10 protein-coding genes are annotated in these 17,693 nt (G+C 32.7%); 5 read left to right on the top strand and 5 right to left on the bottom strand.

Features of this window, described 5'->3' with window-relative positions; all coding sequences use genetic code 11:
- Positions 1-355: 355 nt before the first annotated feature.
- Entirely contained in the window at positions 356-553 is a 198-nt protein-coding gene (locus tag A1OE_RS02250; protein WP_015088485.1) for a cbb3-type cytochrome c oxidase subunit 3, read from the bottom strand.
- Between the two features lie 1,502 nt (positions 554-2,055).
- Here A1OE_RS02250 and A1OE_RS02245 point away from each other — a divergent pair.
- From A1OE_RS02245 to apaG, 5 genes are all read left to right on the top strand, one after another.
- A complete protein-coding gene (locus A1OE_RS02245) occupies positions 2,056-2,838 on the top strand; it encodes an ABC transporter ATP-binding protein (RefSeq protein ID WP_015088482.1) in 783 nt (260 codons plus the stop codon).
- Positions 2,835-3,539 (top strand): ABC transporter ATP-binding protein, encoded by a 705-nt coding sequence (locus A1OE_RS02240; RefSeq protein ID WP_015088481.1) that lies wholly within the window; start codon positions 2,835-2,837, stop codon positions 3,537-3,539. Before A1OE_RS02245 ends, A1OE_RS02240 begins: the two co-directional genes overlap by 4 nt.
- Before the next feature lies 1 nt (position 3,540).
- Complete coding sequence (locus A1OE_RS02235; RefSeq protein WP_015088480.1) at positions 3,541-4,551, top strand: branched-chain amino acid ABC transporter permease; 1,011 nt, start codon at positions 3,541-3,543, stop codon at positions 4,549-4,551.
- Entirely contained in the window at positions 4,548-5,852 is a 1,305-nt protein-coding gene (locus tag A1OE_RS02230; RefSeq protein ID WP_015088479.1) for a branched-chain amino acid ABC transporter permease, read from the top strand. Before A1OE_RS02235 ends, A1OE_RS02230 begins: the two co-directional genes overlap by 4 nt.
- 2,407 nt (positions 5,853-8,259) lie before the next feature.
- Positions 8,260-8,652 carry a Co2+/Mg2+ efflux protein ApaG gene (apaG, locus tag A1OE_RS02225; protein WP_044283240.1) on the top strand — a complete coding sequence of 131 codons (393 nt, stop codon included), beginning with the start codon at positions 8,260-8,262 and terminating at the stop codon, positions 8,650-8,652.
- A gap of 314 nt (positions 8,653-8,966) precedes the next feature.
- Here the strand turns inward: apaG and A1OE_RS02220 are convergent, their stop codons facing one another.
- The 4 genes from A1OE_RS02220 to tsaD form a co-directional block, all read right to left on the bottom strand.
- On the bottom strand, positions 8,967-9,641 hold the full coding sequence (locus tag A1OE_RS02220) for a lysophospholipid acyltransferase family protein (RefSeq protein ID WP_052312389.1): 675 nt from the start codon (positions 9,639-9,641) through the stop codon (positions 8,967-8,969).
- A gap of 1,467 nt (positions 9,642-11,108) precedes the next feature.
- Positions 11,109-13,091: a DNA topoisomerase IV subunit B gene (gene parE, locus A1OE_RS02215; protein ID WP_015088472.1), complete on the bottom strand. Its 1,983-nt coding sequence runs from the start codon at positions 13,089-13,091 to the stop codon at positions 11,109-11,111.
- A 677-nt stretch (positions 13,092-13,768) separates the two neighbouring features.
- Positions 13,769-15,181: a type I glutamate--ammonia ligase gene (gene glnA / locus A1OE_RS02210; RefSeq protein ID WP_015088471.1), complete on the bottom strand. Its 1,413-nt coding sequence runs from the start codon at positions 15,179-15,181 to the stop codon at positions 13,769-13,771.
- A gap of 567 nt (positions 15,182-15,748) precedes the next feature.
- Positions 15,749-16,807, bottom strand: a complete 1,059-nt coding sequence (gene tsaD / locus A1OE_RS02205; RefSeq protein ID WP_015088469.1) for a tRNA (adenosine(37)-N6)-threonylcarbamoyltransferase complex transferase subunit TsaD — start codon at positions 16,805-16,807, stop codon at positions 15,749-15,751.
- Positions 16,808-17,693: the final 886 nt, after the last annotated feature.

Here is a 17,693-nt window from a genome sequence, read left to right as displayed (position 1 = left end):
CATTAAACTTCTTTCTAAAAGAAAAGCGCAATTATTAAATAAACAAACCAATTAAAAATATTATTGGGCGAATAATAAACCCATTATGCGTGATTGATAAAGCCCAGGTCAATTTATTGATAATAAAATGCCTAATTTTGTTTGTAAGCATACTCACTACAATAATCGTAATTAGAACCAGTTAAGATTGTAGATATTATCGGCAAAAGTAAACTATCTATTTAGATCTTCAGAAGAAATAGAATGATTAAATGCATGCTTAAGATATGCTCCGCCTTTTATATAATTTAGCACAACAAGCAAGGCTAAATACAATGAATGGTTCATCTTATCAATTCAGTATTACTCAAACAATTCAGTGCTTTATATCGCTGAGTTTTTTTGTTTTTTCTTGGTTGTTAGCTAAATTCTCGTTTAGGGGTATAAACGCTGCGTCATTTGCTCGTTCGCGTCCTGAAGGACGAAAAGTATAAGCGATGACTAAAAGAAATACCGCTCCGATATAAATTATCCCCCAACTATCTGCAACCTGTCTAAGATAATCATATGTCATAGCTTTTCTTCATTGCCATTGCTAGTATTTTTTCTACGTATGTGGAAAATTTATTAGCATAATTAGTTGATATGTCTAAGAAGTCAACCATGATTTTCAATCATCAACTTAGCTTTAAATAATGTATTGTTTAATTGGGATAGTTCTCGGCATGCTTGCGAGAAAAAGATTTTTAATAAAATGTGTTAAATGTAAAAATAAACAAAGGCGCAATGCTTGTTGTTGTATTATTTTATCATAGTTTTTCGTATTAAAATTCTTAATTTAAATTTTGAATAAAAGAAAAATAGTAAATTTACTTGTTCGCTAAAAGCAAAATCATTAGTATAAAATAAAATTTACAGTTGAGTTAAGAAATTAATAAACAATTGTGGTTGATTATAGCATAGCTTAATTTATTTTTAATCATGTAGCTATTTAGCGATAATTTTAATTATTAATTTTTTTTACTAATTAGTAAGTAGATTGCTGAGATTTTTTGTAAAAATAATTTGCTTCTGCAGTTAAATTTAAAAATGGAAGCATAATTTAAAACATTTAAGAATTATTGACTAATATTTATTTATACTAGAGGGTTATTAAATTTATTTAATATGGAAAATATGATTTTTATTCAATCAAGTATACATAAATTACAATTATGCTTGAAATGTATTAATACTCTAAAGTATAATACAGCTTAATCAATGAAAGTATTGATTAAGCGAATGTAACTTTATTATGGAGTATTTTCAACAAATTACTATCATTAACTTATTAACGAATTTTTTCTAAGTAAATTTAGTATTTCGAGAAGTTTTATATTTTTTCTACATAGGAGAAATATTAATTTTATAATAATTAAAGTTTGATTTCAAATATCTCATTATCTATAGCTTAGCTAATACTTTTAAAGATGTTATGATTCTCGTTAGCCATGCTATTTTTTTACACAGTAAAGCGGCAAAGATTATGGTACACACTTAATTGCATATTATTAACTTTGATAGATTCATGCTGGCTATTTTTTCTGCTAGAAAATTTCCTACAAAATTTTACATTTCTTGTCAAGAAGTTAATCAAACAATCGAAAGAAGCAATATTTTACTCTTTGACGCTGGAGCAAGTAGTAACAAAGTTTTACTGGAGTAATTTATATTAGTCTAATTGATGTATAATACGCAGTATACTTTTAGTATAGATGTTTTATTTGATGAAGGTAATATCCCAAAAATTTTATTAATTCTACCAATGAAAAATCAATATGTTTATTTTATTACACTTAATGATACAAACTCCAGAATGAGTATGATTTATTACTTAATAAGTCAACAATGTTAACTGCTTTGATCTGTAAAGCACGTTGCTGATTATTCTATCTTGTATAAGATTAAAATAAGGATAATTATTGAATTCTAAAATATTATTGGCAGTACTCGTGAATTAATTTGCTGATTAATCAAAGATACTAACGATTAAAGGCTATTTTATAACCAGATTGTTTTTAGGTTTGGATTTGTTGAATGATTAAAGTTAATAATATTAGTAAGAATTTTGTGGGTATCAAAGCAATTGATGGAGTATCTTTTGAAATAGGTCAAGGATCAATTATTGGCTTGATTGGTCCTAACGGTGCTGGCAAAACCACGCTGTTTAACATTATTGCTGGACATTTATCACCGTCATCAGGAGAGGTATATCTCGATGGCGAAAATATTACTTTTCTTAAGCCGCACGAATTGTTTCACAAGGGATTGCTTCGCACTTTCCAGATTGCTCATGAATTTTCTAATCTAACAGTACTTGAAAATCTGATGGTGGTGCCTGGTGACCAGCTTGGTGAGCAATTGAGTCAAGCATGGTTTAATTTCGCTAAAGTCCGTAAGGCGGATGCATTAGTACTTAAGCAGGCTAAAGAAGTGATCAATTTTTTGGAGATCCATCAATTGGAAAACGAGTTAGCAGGCAATCTATCGGGCGGACAGAAGAAGTTGCTAGAACTTGGTCGCACAATGATGGCTAAGCCAAAAATTATTTTTTTAGATGAGGTTGCTGCAGGTGTAAACCGTAGATTGGTGCAAATTATTGAGCGCTCTATTCTGCGTTTAAACCACGAATTTGGTTATACTTTTTGTTTGATAGAACACGATATGAATTTTATCAATCGTCTCTGTGATATGGTCTTAGTCATGGCAGAAGGGCGTATTTTGACTCAGGGTAAGCCAAATGAAGTAATGAATAATGAGAATGTGATAGAAGCGTATTTAGGTAATGGGCGTAAGTATAAGCAGGTGTCAGAGATATGAGTCTCCTTATGGCAACTGGCATGACATGCGGCTACGGCGGTGCTTACATCATCAATGATTGCGCGTTGTGGGTGAATAAGGGGGAGATTGCCGTAATTGTTGGACCTAATGGTGCCGGAAAGTCAACGGCAATGAAAGCAGTGTTTGGAATGCTAAATCTTTGTAAGGGGAATGTAGTTTTTAATGGCGAGGATATTACTCACCTTGCACCTCAAGATCGAGTGCGCGTTGGTATGGGATTTGTGCCACAGAATCGCAATGTCTTTGTGTCATTAAGTGTAGAAGAAAATCTAGAAATGGGAGCATTTATTAATGATAGCGATGTTTCCAAAATGAAGGAGCAAATCTTTGAATTATTTCCCATATTAGCTGAGAAACGCAATCAACCTGCAGGCAATTTGTCCGGAGGACAACGTCAACAAGTAGCGGTCGGAAGAGCCATGATGACCCAGCCGCGATTGCTAATGCTAGACGAGCCTACTGCTGGTGTATCACCAATAGTTATGGATGAACTGTTTGAGCGCATAGTCGATATTGCACTTACCGGAGTCGCCGTCATTATGGTAGAGCAGAATGCAAGTCAAGCACTAGAGATTGCTGATCAAGGGTTTGTCCTAGTTCAGGGAAGCAACCGCTTTGTCGATACTGGTAAAGTGCTATTAGCTAACGAAGAAGTTCGCCGTTCGTTTCTTGGAGGTTAGAATGGAAATAGCCAACGCTTTTGCTTTACTCACAAATTTTGTTATCTTGCCGGCTATTACCTACGGCGCTCAGCTGTCTCTTGGCGCACTTGGTGTAACTATTGTCTTTGGTATTTTGCGCTTTGCTAATTTCTCCCACGGAGAGTTAATGTCTTTCGGAGCTATGGTCACTATTCTAACCACTCACCTGTTACAAACGAAAGGAGTTAGTATCTCACCTATGCCAACAGCTTTGCTAGCACTGCCTGCAGGAATTCTTGCAACTATAGTGATAGCTTTGTTAGAAGACCAAATCATATTTCGATTTTATCGAAAAAATCGTTCAACGCCAATAACTTTTACTATAGTTTCGGTTGGATTAATGTTCTTTATGGCTGGCTTAATTCGAATAATTATTGGCCCTAATGAGCATAATTTTGCTGACGGTGCTCGATTTTTAATTAGTTTTCGCGATTTCAAGGCGATTACAGGATTGGATCAGGGAATAGCTATTAGACAAACCCAGCTAATCACTTTACTGGTAACTCTAATAGTGGTTATTAGTTTATTCTGGTTTATTTATAAAACCCGCTGGGGTAAAGCGATGCGCGCCTATTCTGACAACGAGGATTTAGCCTTGCTTTCCGGAATTAACCCAGAGCGTGTAGTGTTAATTGCTTGGATAATTGCTGGTACACTTGCGTGTATTGCGGGTACACTATATAGCCTAGATAAGATTTACAAGCCTTTTATATTTATGCAGATTATGTTACCCGTCTTTGCTGCAACAATTATCGGAGGCATTGGACAGCCTCTTGGTGCAGTATTTGGAGGGTTTGTCGTTGCTTTTTCGGAAGTAACAGTGACTTATTCTTTTAAAAAATTTTTAGCATATCTTGGCCCAACAAACTGGGAGCCAGAAGGTTTAGTACAGCTTCTATCTACTGATTACAAGTATGCAGTTTCTTTTCTCGTATTGATCTTGGTATTGTTAGTGAGACCTACTGGTCTTATTCCCGGTAAAACAATATGACTAAACATGTGACAATCGTTTATTGCATAACTGCTATCGCTCTACTTGCGGTAGGTTTATTTCAGGGTTGGAGTATCGCTTTAAACATCTTTAATTTATGCATTATTTCTGCCATTACGGCATTAGGTGTAAATATTCAGTGGGGATATGCAGGATTGTTTAATGTCGGCGTCATGGGTTTTACTGCTTTGGGAGCGTTAACTGTTGTATTGGTATCAATGCCTAAAGTACAGCAGGCTTGGTTGGTTGCTGGCAATGGACTTGCATTATCTTTTCTCAGTCTTATAGCTATCGTGTTTTTTATTATTTTGGTACGTAGTTTACTACCGCTTACTTCAAGATTTCGTTTACCCGCTACGATCGCTTTGTTGGTTATTGGGTATTTATTAATCGGTCATTTTTTCTTACCGACTACTAAAAAAATTGAATCAATTAATCCGATACTATCTGGTTATCTTGGTGGTATGGGGCTACCAGTCCTTTTGTCATGGCCTATAGCTGGTATGGTTGCCGGATTAGCAGCTTGGTTGATTGGTAAAGTATCACTTGGATTGCGTGCAGACTATCTAGCTATAGCAACCCTTGGTATTTCTGACATCATTATTGCAATAGTCAAATATGAGGAATGGTTGTCCCGCGGAGTAAGAAATGTCACAGGCATACCACGTCCAGTACCTTACGAGGTTAATTTAGTAGATCTTTCTTGGTTTATTAGTTTGACACATTTTTTAGGCATTATTGATATTAATAATGCTGCTAGCTTATTTGTAAAGTTGTGTTACAGTATTTTATTTGTTACTGTGTTAGCTATTATCTTGTGGTTTTCTGAGATGGCATTGAAATCCCCTTGGGGAAGAATGATGCGAGCTATTCGTGATAATCGTGATGCGGCAGAGGCTATGGGAAAAGATGTTAACGCACGATATTTACAAGTATTTATTTTAGGTTGCGCCATTTGTGGTGTGGCTGGCGCTATGCTTGCAACTTTCGAAGGTCAGCTTACCCCTGCTAGTTACATCCCTTTACGTTTCACATTCTTGATTTGGGTTATGGTTATATTAGGTGGTTCAGGGAATAATTGGGGAGCGATTTTGGGTGGGGTTATAATTTGGTTTTTGTGGGTTGAGGTTGAGCCAATGGGAAATTGGTTTATGAGTATAATCACCATTAATCTATCCAAAAATTCTGCTATTGCTACTCACTTAATAGCAGGCGCGTCCTATACTCGTTATTTATTGATGGGAATTATCTTATTATTAGTGATGCGATTCGCCCCAAAGGGGATTATACCGGCACGTTAGTCTTTTCTAGGTTAATTGCGAGGACCGTTATAAAAAAAATTTTAAGGGTGTGAATATTAAATTCATGCGGTGATTACTTAGTTTACTTAATAAGTAAGAAACTTAATTTTTGGCGCGGAGTTTAAAATAATACTTTGCTCATTACAATGATTAGTCATTGAGCAAATATAGTAATGGCATGTTACTATACTATGCTTAATGACTAAGCAATATATTAAATTAATCTATAGTATTTTATTTAGCGTTCACAACAACACATTCATTTTCTTTGTTAAAAACCAATGCTTGGTCTAATAAACTAGGAAGCTTTTTATCTCACGTAAAGTTATTTTTTTTTACATAATAGAGAGATTTATTATTATATGCTAATTGACAGTTAAAGTAATATTAATGAATAATATTTATATATTGGCGTCAGCATTGTTAATAATATAACAAAAAAATAATTTTTATTATATTATTATTTGGCATTACTGTTAATTTTAAAAATTAACTTTATAATATACTTTTTCTTCTGTACAACACTAATAAATAACGCTTGATGTTTATTATTGATATGAACTTTTCATATGAAATCTTATCATAAAGATTTATTATAATCTATTTTTTAGCTAAACTTATTCAAGCTATTTAGTATAATTGCATTACAATTATCCATATAAAATTTTTGCTACAATAATCCAGGCAATTTTACTATTGCCGACAACCAAATTCGATTACTTATATTTCCAATGCAAAGAATAATATAGATAATTTATTTGTATTGGAACGCTTTCTTGCTTTTTAATAAAGGTCATAATTTAGAGATAAAATCTTTACTTTTCTCTTTTATGTGAAGATCTGTATAAAATATATTTTTTTATAAACAGCACAAAGCAGTTTCCCTTAAAAATAATTATTAGTGATAGTGTGTAAAGTTTAATTTTATTATCTTAAAAAAAACTATTAATTAATTTTTAACTCCAATAAATTGAATTTATTCAAATAAGCGAATAAAGTATTTTACACAGTGAGTGCCGTTTGTTTAGCAATTTAACTTTTGTAGCAATATACGCTATGTTAACTGAATTGTTAAAGTATTGATGTAATTAAATTATTGGGTAAGTTAAATATGTTAATAATTTAACAGATTTAATATAGCGTGAATTTTTAACTAAAAAACGTCTATATAATATCGAAATTATTCAAGACAAAACGTTATGCTTACATTTCTAAGATTAAATTAGATTTTTTTAATGTTTTTAACTTAAATTAAAGCAAACCACATTATAATACATTTTTATCTATTATACGTTTATCTTGCAAAGATTTTTACTGACTTAGGTATTTAACCTAAAATTTAAGATAACAGAATAAACTATTCTATTAATTATAAAAACGATATTAATATTATAATCTGCTCTATTCTTAATAAAGAGCAGAAGTCTTTCTAGGATTTCATAATTTTCTATGTTATAGATATTATCTATATATAAGAATTACCATTAAGCAATGAATATTAATAGTATACCGTTGCTGTTATTCTTTTAAAAAATACCTATTTAGGTTAGATTTATTAGAGAATAAAATTCCGTAATATTAAGTGAAATAAATGCTATAGTTTGAGGAATAATCTAAAATACACCTAAACTGACTTAATTTTGCTAAATATAATGACAAAAGTCTACTCAAATTACTTTTTAAAAAAGTAATTTTTTTTATTTAAACGAATAATTAAGAAATTAATTGTCTTTTTTGTGTAAATAAGCAAATTATATTTTAACTTGATTATAAACATTAGTTTAGCAAATTTGTTACTTATCAATCTAACAATTAATTGCTTAAAAAAACAAGCTTGGTTAATTCTATTAGTTTAGATAACATATTTTCTAAACAACTATTAAACATTTAGTACAATTATTTTAATGAATCTAATAAAATTTAAAGCATTTGATATTAATTATTATTCTGTTTTTGTTTACCAGGAAATGCTTTACAAGCTTTTTATATACTAATAAATACTATTTAATTACTAAAGAAAATGATTGATCGTAATTACAATTATTTATATTTGTTGATATAAATAGAATCAATTTTCCTTACTAACGCTTAATTATCACTTTTCAAAGAAATTCTGATGGAACTAATTAAAAAATTATACTTATTGCTAACAATAAAATGAAACATCATTTAATTAATCTAAATAATTTCTGTTTAATTAAATTTATAAAATTAACAAGCAAAAAAAGAAAATTCTTTAAATCGAAACCTTTAGTTGGCTTAATTAAGTTTGAGGAAAATTTACAATTTTATTAAATTGTGTAATAAGGTAAATGTATTAAATAAATATATAAAAATTTACAATTTTTATATATTTAAGTGCCAACTTAATCTATTAAATACTTTTAATAAAAATACAGGGTTGGCGATGTACAGCAAGACTACACGCAACATCCATGTGACAGTAATTTCGGTATATCTTGATGGATACTCCAGCCCGTCGAATAATCACTATGTTTGGGCTTATAGAGTAAAAATCAAAAATAGCAGCAAAGAAATCGTTCGCATAACAAAACGTCATTGGCAAATCATAGATTCTACTGGAATTATCCGAGAAATAAGTGGTATAGGGGTTGTAGGAAATCAGCCTATACTTAAGCCAGAAGAGCATTTTGAGTATACTAGCGCCTGTCCATTAACTACTCCATCAGGAATAATGGTAGGTAGCTACACCATGGAAACCAATGAAGGGATAATATTTAAAGTATCTATTCCAGCCTTTTCTCTCGACAGTCCACACGATACAATCCAAATCAACTAAGTGGTTAGTAAATTATTAACTCTAACCACTTTTCTTTATCTAAAAATCTTTTACTTCTGGATCTTACATTAATTACTAAAATATTTTATTAATTTTGTTACAAGTAAAGATTAAATATATTAATAGTATAATTAGTATAATCATAGGTAAAATTTAAATATAGTAAGCAAAAATAAGCTTTTCGCTCTAATGTTTAACTATTATTTTTAACTTAATTCAGTAAACAAATATCAAATTACTATAAATGAACAAGTTGCTTACATAAGCAACTCATATAGTCAGATGTCCTGAAGTTTATGTCATTGTTATTGCTTCTAATTATGTTTAATGGAACATAGCCTATATGACTCATATCCTATTGTTTCTACTAAATCTTCTAGGTCTTTTTTACCGAATTTATCAACGTATGCGATAACCGGCATAAACCTAATTATGATCTCACCTGGATAACGTAATAGCGATTTTCTTGGCCAATAAAGTCCGGAATTGAGACTGACGGGAACGATAGGTAGTTTTAAATCACGCACCATAGCAACAAGCCCAACATGAGCGTTACCGCACTCACCAACTGCAACTCTAGTACCCTCAGGGAAGATAAGTACGCATCTACCTTTGTTAGACTCTTTTCTTGCTTGCGTCATCATATCGCGTAATGCTGAAGCGCCGCCATTGCGATTAACTGACATCATTTTAGAATGTCGTAGAAACCAACCAAAAATGGGCACGGAGTTTAGCTCACTTTTGTAAACAATACATAAATCTGGAACGATTACATTCATCACGAATGTTTCAAAAGCTGACTGGTGTTTACAAGCTAAAAATGCTGGTCCATTTGGTAAGTGCTCAACCCCCTCTACACGATATCGTAATCCACAAATAATTGCTAATAGCCAAGTAGTACCTCGAGACCACACTCGACTTACCTGACGAGCGTAACGGCCATCATCCCCGCTGTAGAACAGCAAGCTAATTGGTATTGTAAATACCATCAAAAGCGACCAAAGTATCCAAATCAAATTGAAGAAAGATGATCTTAAATAAATCATGGAATCACTAAGTCTTTAAAGATTAAAGTTATATTTAACATCTATAGACGACCGCAATACAGGAAAATCAGAATAACCTTAAGGAGGTAAATCATATTTTATGATATGAAATGTTAGATCGATTAAATTAAAACATAGTATTTTAGATTATTTTATTAGAAGCTAGCAAAGATCTATGTACAAAATTCACATTCATTAAATAATGGATGTATAGTTGCGCTTTTTTAATATATAGATATTTTATTTCTGTAGTGCTGGAATTAACCATAGCTAGCTATCTTAGTATAATTTTTAGTGCTAATTGAATAACTTTGATTATCAATCATTTCTCCAGGCTATGGATTGATTCATAACTTATAGGTAGTTTATTGATAAATCAGTTTGTTGCAATAATTATAGTTAAATAATATTACTAATTCGACATATTTGGATTAACATAGCTATTTTAGTTTATAGTTGATTCATCAAAACAAGAATTGTTTATAGATAACCATACTATAAAAAAGTAGCTGCGTTTTATGAAAAGTATAACTAGGTATTAATTAACTGATTGATAGTTTATAATATCATTGCTATTTATTAAAATAAAGGATCAAGCATATGTACATTCTATAATTATTCACTCAGTTTGTTCAAATAAATGATAAGTAGTACGATACGTTATTATCTAGGTAACTATTATCTAGTCGCTTATCTATATAGCGAATTATTTGGAGTAACGTATCATAAAATAATTACCTATTATATTTTAAGCATCCTATTTATAGTCATATTTTAATAGTAATCAAGAACATAAATTTAGTTACCTAGCCAAAGGATCCTCTAACAATAAATTAATCGTCTGAGTAACGTCAATCTTAATTTCTACTCCTTCAAAACTCAATTATCTCTACCCTACCTAATTCACTGAAAGTTTTTTCAACAGATCTTTGGTACTTTCCTGTATTCCAAATACGATACTCAATTTTTATAATATACTTTATGTAAATAAATCAGTAGTTTTCAATCAAACTATTGAATAATAATCAGATATTAAAAAATGTATGATTTACTATGATAGATAACAATAAATAAAAATTTTTAATTTAATTAAAGATAAGATTTGAAGAATTTTATCTAAATAAAAGTACATGATTAGATATTAAAGATCTTTTCTATAGATTAAATATTTAGCGCAGAATAGGTGATTATTTGCTCATAAGTGTAAATATTTATTTAAAAAAATAATTATAATGTTGATTATCTTATAAAAGTTTTTTGAAAATAGCTTTCCTCCCAAGAAAGCAATTAAACTTTTAATACAAAATAATAAATTTATTATTGTGAATAACCTAAATTAAATCTAAGATTTAAAAGTAATAATTAACTTAAAAACACATTAACTACTAAAAATCAATGTTAACAAAATATTTAAATATCTATATTCAATACAAATTGAGCATTTGACTGTATGAATTCCAGACGCTTATCAGCTTTCTTACCCATAAGAGTGTCAACTAGATCACGGGTACGTACATTTTCACTTTCTAGTTCTGGCTCTACCATCAGCTTTGAATCATAGTTTGGAGGAATCCTTATACGCATAAGCTGGCGTGATCTGGGATCCATAGTCGTCTCTCTAAGCTGTGCTGGCGGCATTTCTCCTAAACCTTTAAAGCGACTTATTTCTATTTTACCTCTAGAACTACAATAGTTATGCACAAGTTCTGCACGGTGTGCATCGTCACGAGCATAAATAGTCTTACCATTATGAACCAGTTTATAAAGAGGTGGCATAGCTAGGTAAAGATTGCCATCAGCAATCAACTTATGCAATTCTCTATAAAAAAAAGTCATTAACAACGATGCTATATGAGCACCGTCTACGTCAGCATCAGTCATAATAATAACTTTCTCATAGCGCAAAGCATCTTGCTGATAAGAAGACCCAGAACCACAACCAAGTGCCAGAAGTAAGTCACTAAGCTCTTGGTTAGCTCGTAGCTTTTCTGTTGTAGCACTAGCTACATTCAGTATCTTACCACGCAATGGTAAAATAGCTTGAGTTTCTCGATTGCGAGCTTGTTTTGCCGATCCACCAGCGCTATCACCCTCAACTAAGAAGATCTCAGTGCCTTCGTTGTCAGAGCGCGAGCAGTCTGCAAGCTTACCTGGTAGTCGTAACCTACGAGTAGCGGTTTTCCGACTCACTTCCTTCTGCTGGCGGCGCCGTAGGCGATCCTCAGCTCGCTCGATTAGTAGATTTAAAAGCTGATTAGCAGTATCTGGATCGCCAGATAACCAGTGATCAAAATGATCTTTTACAGCTTGATCTACCATCCTAGTTGCACTTGCACTAGCAAGCTTATCTTTTGTTTGACCATGAAAAGCTGGATCAGAAATAAAAATGCTTAGCATAACACAAGCGCCAGCCATTACATCTTCTGATGTAATTTGCGCTGCTTTTTTGTTATTAATTAATTCTCCATAAGCTCTAATGCCACGCGCCAAAGCGTTGCGTAGACCAGACTCGTGAGTACCGCCTTGTGGTGTAGGAATTGCGTTACAATAAGCATGTAGAAAACCATTGTCTTGATCATCAGGCCAAGTCACAGCCCATTCTACACGACCTCTATCAGTAGAAAATTCTACATCACCTATAAACGGCTGAGCAGCAACGGTGCGACGACCCTTTATAGCACTAGCTAGAAAATCAGATAGCCCACCGGGATAATGTAAATTACTTTCTTGCGGTGTAGCATGATCGTCATGTAATAAAACAGAGTCGCATTTCCAATAAATTTCTACACCGTTAAATAAATAAGCTTTGGAACGTGCCATGCGAAATAAAATAGATGGGCGGAATTTCAGCGTGGCGCCAAATATTTCAGGATCTGGATGAAATCGCACGGTAGTACCTTGGCCGCCCAATCTATCAGCGACCTTTTCCAAGGCTCCAGTGGGAACACCACGCGAAAAATGTTGCCTGTAGAGTTGCTGTTCACGAGAAACTTCAACTTCTAGTTTATCTGACAGGGCGTTGACTACTGAAATACCAACTCCATGCAATCCCCCGGCAGTTGAATAAACTTTTTCGGAAAACTTGCTGCCGGTATGTAATGTCGTAAGAATTATCTCTAAGGCTGATTTATCGGAAAATTTTGGATGGTGATCAATAGGAATGCCACGGCCGTTATCGTAAATCGTTACAGTTTGGTCAGCAGAGAGCTCTATTCCAATTCGTGAGGCAAAACCAGCAATTGCTTCATCCATAGAATTATCTAGTACTTCTGCGACGAGGTGATGCATAGCACGCTCATCGGTCCCACCAATGTACATGCCAGGTCGACGACGCACAGGCTCCAAGCCATCAAGTACTTCAATATCTTTAGCAGAATAGCTCGATATATTCAAGGAAATATTACTCGCAAAAAATTTGACATTAAGTTTTCTACAAAAAACTTATTAGGGTTGCAGGATATAATTATAATAGAATATTATTTTTAAACAATAGTATTCGATAAATAAAAAGCTCATTAGTAATTGACATCTGTTAAATCTTAAAATAGCAAGACAATGTAGATTAAATAATAGCTTAAGTATTTAAGCTGATTAAAATTCCTTCCATTTACACTAATCTCATGAACTTGTTAAACATTAAGCAAATAATAATTTCACCTATACAGCTTCTATTATGCAGGTATTTTACATTTAAATTTACAAAACCTCTACCATAGTTTTTCTTAAAAAAGTATTAATTCAAATAACAAGTGCAAAATTGCACGGTGCAATTTATATCATACAAAGATTAATTAACATTTGAATATCTTAAGTAATAATTAAAATTTAACAATCAAACAAATGACTTCATGCAAAATTAACGTTAAAGTAAACGACAAAGTGAAGGTGTTTATAGTTTATAAATAACTTATCTTTATAGACAGTAAAAAAACAATCGAAGCAAGTCTTATACTATAAGATGCATAATTAAAACAAATAAAGAAAATAAAGGCAATATTTATGATTAGATTAGCAAAAATTATTAGCTAAGCTTGGTGTCTATTGCGTGTTTGGTATCACAGCTAGCTAAATTAATTAGAGTAATACATATCGAATTCAATTGGATGCGGCGCATGTTCGAATGCGTATACTTCTTCCATCTTTAGTGCAATATAGCCATCAATCTGATCATCAGTAAATACTCCACCTTGAGTTAGAAAATTTCGATCTTTATCCAAATTATTTAGCGCTTCACGTAAAGAACCGCATACCTTTGGTATCGCTGATATCTCTTTAAAAGGAAGGTCGTATAGGTTTTTATCTATTGGATTGCCAGGATGTATTTTGTTCCTTATACCATGTAATCCAGCCATCAACATGGCTGCAAATGACAAATATGGATTTCCAGCTGGATCAGGAAATCTAACCTCTACTCTTTTACCCTTAGGACTACTTGAGTGTGGTATACGGCAAGAAGCGGACCTGTTACGAGCAGAATAAGCTAATAACACGGGAGCTTCAAATCCTGGAATTAAACGCTTGTAACTATTCGTCGTAGAGTTGGTAAAGGCATTGATGGCACAAGCGTGCCTAATAATGCCACCGATATAGTATAGTGCCATATCAGATAGGTCAGCATATTTCGAACCAGAAAACATTGGTTTGCCGTCTTTCCAAATCGACTGGTGCACGTGCATACCTGAACCGTTATCACCAGAGATTGGTTTTGGCATAAAGGTAGCAGTTTTTCCGTAAGAAGCTGCAACTTGTTTTACCACATACTTATAAAGTTGTAGGTGATCTGCAACTTGAATCAAAGTTCCAAACTCTATACCTAATTCATGCTGAGAAGGTGCGACTTCGTGATGATGCTTCTCAACTTTAATACCCATCTCAAGCATTACGGATAACATTTCGGAGCGAATGTCTTGACTGCTATCAACTGGAGGGACTGGAAAGTGACCACCTTGAACACCTGGACGATGCGCTAAATTGCCTTCCTCATATTCGCGCCCAGAATTGTACGCTCCTTCTTCATTGTCCACTTCATAATACCCCTTATTCATGCTAATTGCAATTTTTACATTATCAAACAGAAAAAACTCAGCTTCTGGACCAAAAAATGCTGTATCGCCAATACCTAGTTTCTCCATATAGTTGATTGCAGCTTTAGCCGTTGAACGTGGGTCTCTTTCATACGCTTTACCGGTAGAAGGATCAAATGTATCGCAAATAATAGCAAGAGTAGGTTGTGCAAAAAAAGGATCCATGACAGCGGTAGATAAATCTAGATTTAGACCCATGTCAGACTCATCAACAGCCTTCCAACCTGCGATAGATGAAGCATCAAACATAAATCCTTCGATTATGCTTTCCTCATCAATCGTGCGCACGTGCTGCGTAAGGTGCTGGAGTGTACCTCGCGGATCTGTAAATCGGAGATCAACGTATTTAACGTTACGTTCCTGGATTAATTTCATAACCCTCTTTACGTCGTTACACATGTCTGTTCTTCCTAAGTTTAGCCGTAGCTTTTGGGATTCATTAATCTAGTCCGCACTATAATATTCTATTCCGAGACCATTTAGTATCTCAGCACAATGGGTTGCCTCTTTACATTAGTCTCCCATAAATAGTTTAATGTTATTAAAAATTGCTGTCTTCTATTAGAACTCGAAATATTTATTTTCACGCAAAAATTTATAATATAAAAAAGGTTACTTCTAGTATTGTTGATTATTTTAATCAAAAAAATTTTGTTAATTTCTACGATTTTGTTAATCTCAATGTTTAATGCAATATAAAATGCCAGATTAGTTATTATTAATTATGTTTATACATTAGGTAATTTACATAAAGGTATACTAATATTTAATTTATAATTAAAACTAATTAACGCTAAAGTTATCTTTTTGCTAATAATTAAATTAGTTTAACCTATTAATTAGCATTTTTTAAATTTTATTATCGCATTTTGCTGTTATCATACATAAGATTGTTTTCTATTTAGATAGAACATTTCGATAGTTCAGCTAAGTTATCATTTAAGCTATTTTTAAAAGTTGTTTAATTCACAGTTTGCCAGTTTTACTAGATAAATTAGCATACGGATCAAGTGGCCAACGAGAGCGTGGGCGAAAACTCATACCATCGATTAGTCCTAATCTTAAACGCTCTAGTCCAACCCAAGCAATCATTGCACCGTTATCGCCACATAAAGTCATCGAAGGTGCAACGAACTGCAACCCACGGACTTTGGCTAGATCTGCAATAGCAGAGCGGATCGTCTGATTAGCTGCTACGCCACCAGACATTACTAGAAGCTGATTATTAATTTTTTCTATCTCTAGTATATCTATTGCTTGTTTAGTACGGTCGACTAGAGATTCAGACACTGCTTGTTGAAAAGCGGCTGCTATGTCTGCGACCATCTGTGCATTAAGGATGTCTTTTAACCGATTAACGTGCCTACGCACGGCAGTTTTTAAGCCGGAAAAGGAAAAATCGCATCCTGGTTTACCTAACATGGGTCTAGGTAGCTTAACGTTAGAACAATCGCCAAAGGCTGCTGCATATTCCACTGCAGGCCCACCAGGATATTCCAGACCTAGGAGTTTTGCTGTTTTATCAAAAGCCTCACCTACTGCGTCATCTATAGTTGTGCCAAGCCTACGATACAAACCTACCCCTTTTACAAACAAAAGTTGACAATGACCACCAGAAACTAGCAGCAATAAATAAGGAAAATCAATAGCATCAGTTAATCTGGCTGTAAGTGCATGTCCTTCCAGATGATTAACCGCAATAAAAGGTTTACAGTGAGCAGTGGCAATTGCTTTTCCGAATGTGCTACCGACTAGTACACCCCCGATCAATCCAGGACCTCCCGTTGCTGCTACGCCCGCGAGATCACCGAATTTAATTCCAGATTCAATCATAGCCCTAGTTACTATGGCATCTAGGTGATTGATATGAGCGCGAGCAGCAACCTCTGGTACTACACCACCATATAATCGATGCTCATTAAGCTGACTTAGAACGACATTCGATAAAATTTTTCTATCGTTTGCGACTACCGAGGCTGAAGTTTCGTCACAACTTGTCTCTATGCCAAGAACAGCATGTGTCATCAACAATGTTATGCATCCCCGTTTTTATAATATTTTTTTTATAAAAAAGTATTTATAAGGTATTTTTTAACGTTTAAATGAGTATATGAATAACAATACTATTCATAATCATCTTATCATTTTGACAAAATTGGAAACACAAAATATTAAGTGGCGCTATTGTAGCTATTTTATTTATCATTTGCGAATTAGTAGTTAATTTAAAAGTAAAAATCCATGCTAATAAAACCCTGTTTATATACAGATAGTTTTCTATTTTAAGAGTTCAGTGTCAGAAAAAAACTTTTAAGTATTTAAAAAAAAACAAATATTCATTGATCGCTGTATAGCATGCGCAATAGCTTTTGCGAAACTAATTTCGATTAGCATTTTGCATTGAATTTTATCAACAACAAATTTGTACTTTATATTTATAAATATAGATGTCTGTTATTTCCTGCCGAACATAAAATTTATAATTTTTTATTTCAGTTAATTGATTTATCAAAAAGTAATTATTTTTGGCTTTTTATTTCGCATAATGCTTCTTTATGAACTTAAATAAGCGATGTCTAAAAAAATAACTGATCTTTTTAAAGAATACATAACTAGAGATGAACGTAAACCTATTTTAACAATAGAATATCTTAGTTTGGATAAATCGCCTTAATTAAGCAGTTAATTTATATGTTTAAAAAAACAAATAATATAATTATTTTTACTAATTCTAAAGCATATTACAACCTAACGCTAAAGCTATTTTTTATATTAAGTTATATATCAGATAACGATATAATTGCAGATTTTTATACTATTATCAGTCAATATTTTTATAAATAAATCATAAATAAGATCCTGTTTTACAGATAACCAAATATACTACATAACTTACGATTCATTTAGCTAT

Origin of the sequence: Candidatus Endolissoclinum faulkneri L2 (genome assembly GCF_000319385.1) — a bacterium.
GTDB lineage: Bacteria > Pseudomonadota > Alphaproteobacteria > Thalassobaculales > Thalassobaculaceae > Thalassobaculum > Thalassobaculum faulkneri.
This window is presented reverse-complemented; position numbering and strand designations above follow the sequence as displayed.

What these genes read in the sequence shown, in the direction of transcription:
- A1OE_RS02220 (WP_052312389.1), bottom strand. Translation starts at nt 9,641, where the DNA reads ATGGTATTTACAATACCAATTAGCTTGCTGTTCTACAGCGGGGATGAT.
- apaG (WP_044283240.1), top strand. Translation starts at nt 8,260, where the DNA reads ATGTACAGCAAGACTACACGCAACATCCATGTGACAGTAATTTCGGTA.
- tsaD (WP_015088469.1), bottom strand. Translation starts at nt 16,807, where the DNA reads ATGACACATGCTGTTCTTGGCATAGAGACAAGTTGTGACGAAACTTCA.
- A1OE_RS02245 (WP_015088482.1), top strand. Translation starts at nt 2,056, where the DNA reads ATGATTAAAGTTAATAATATTAGTAAGAATTTTGTGGGTATCAAAGCA.
- A1OE_RS02235 (WP_015088480.1), top strand. Translation starts at nt 3,541, where the DNA reads ATGGAAATAGCCAACGCTTTTGCTTTACTCACAAATTTTGTTATCTTG.
- A1OE_RS02240 (WP_015088481.1), top strand. Translation starts at nt 2,835, where the DNA reads ATGAGTCTCCTTATGGCAACTGGCATGACATGCGGCTACGGCGGTGCT.
- glnA (WP_015088471.1), bottom strand. Translation starts at nt 15,181, where the DNA reads ATGTGTAACGACGTAAAGAGGGTTATGAAATTAATCCAGGAACGTAAC.
- A1OE_RS02250 (WP_015088485.1), bottom strand. Translation starts at nt 553, where the DNA reads ATGACATATGATTATCTTAGACAGGTTGCAGATAGTTGGGGGATAATT.
- A1OE_RS02230 (WP_015088479.1), top strand. Translation starts at nt 4,548, where the DNA reads ATGACTAAACATGTGACAATCGTTTATTGCATAACTGCTATCGCTCTA.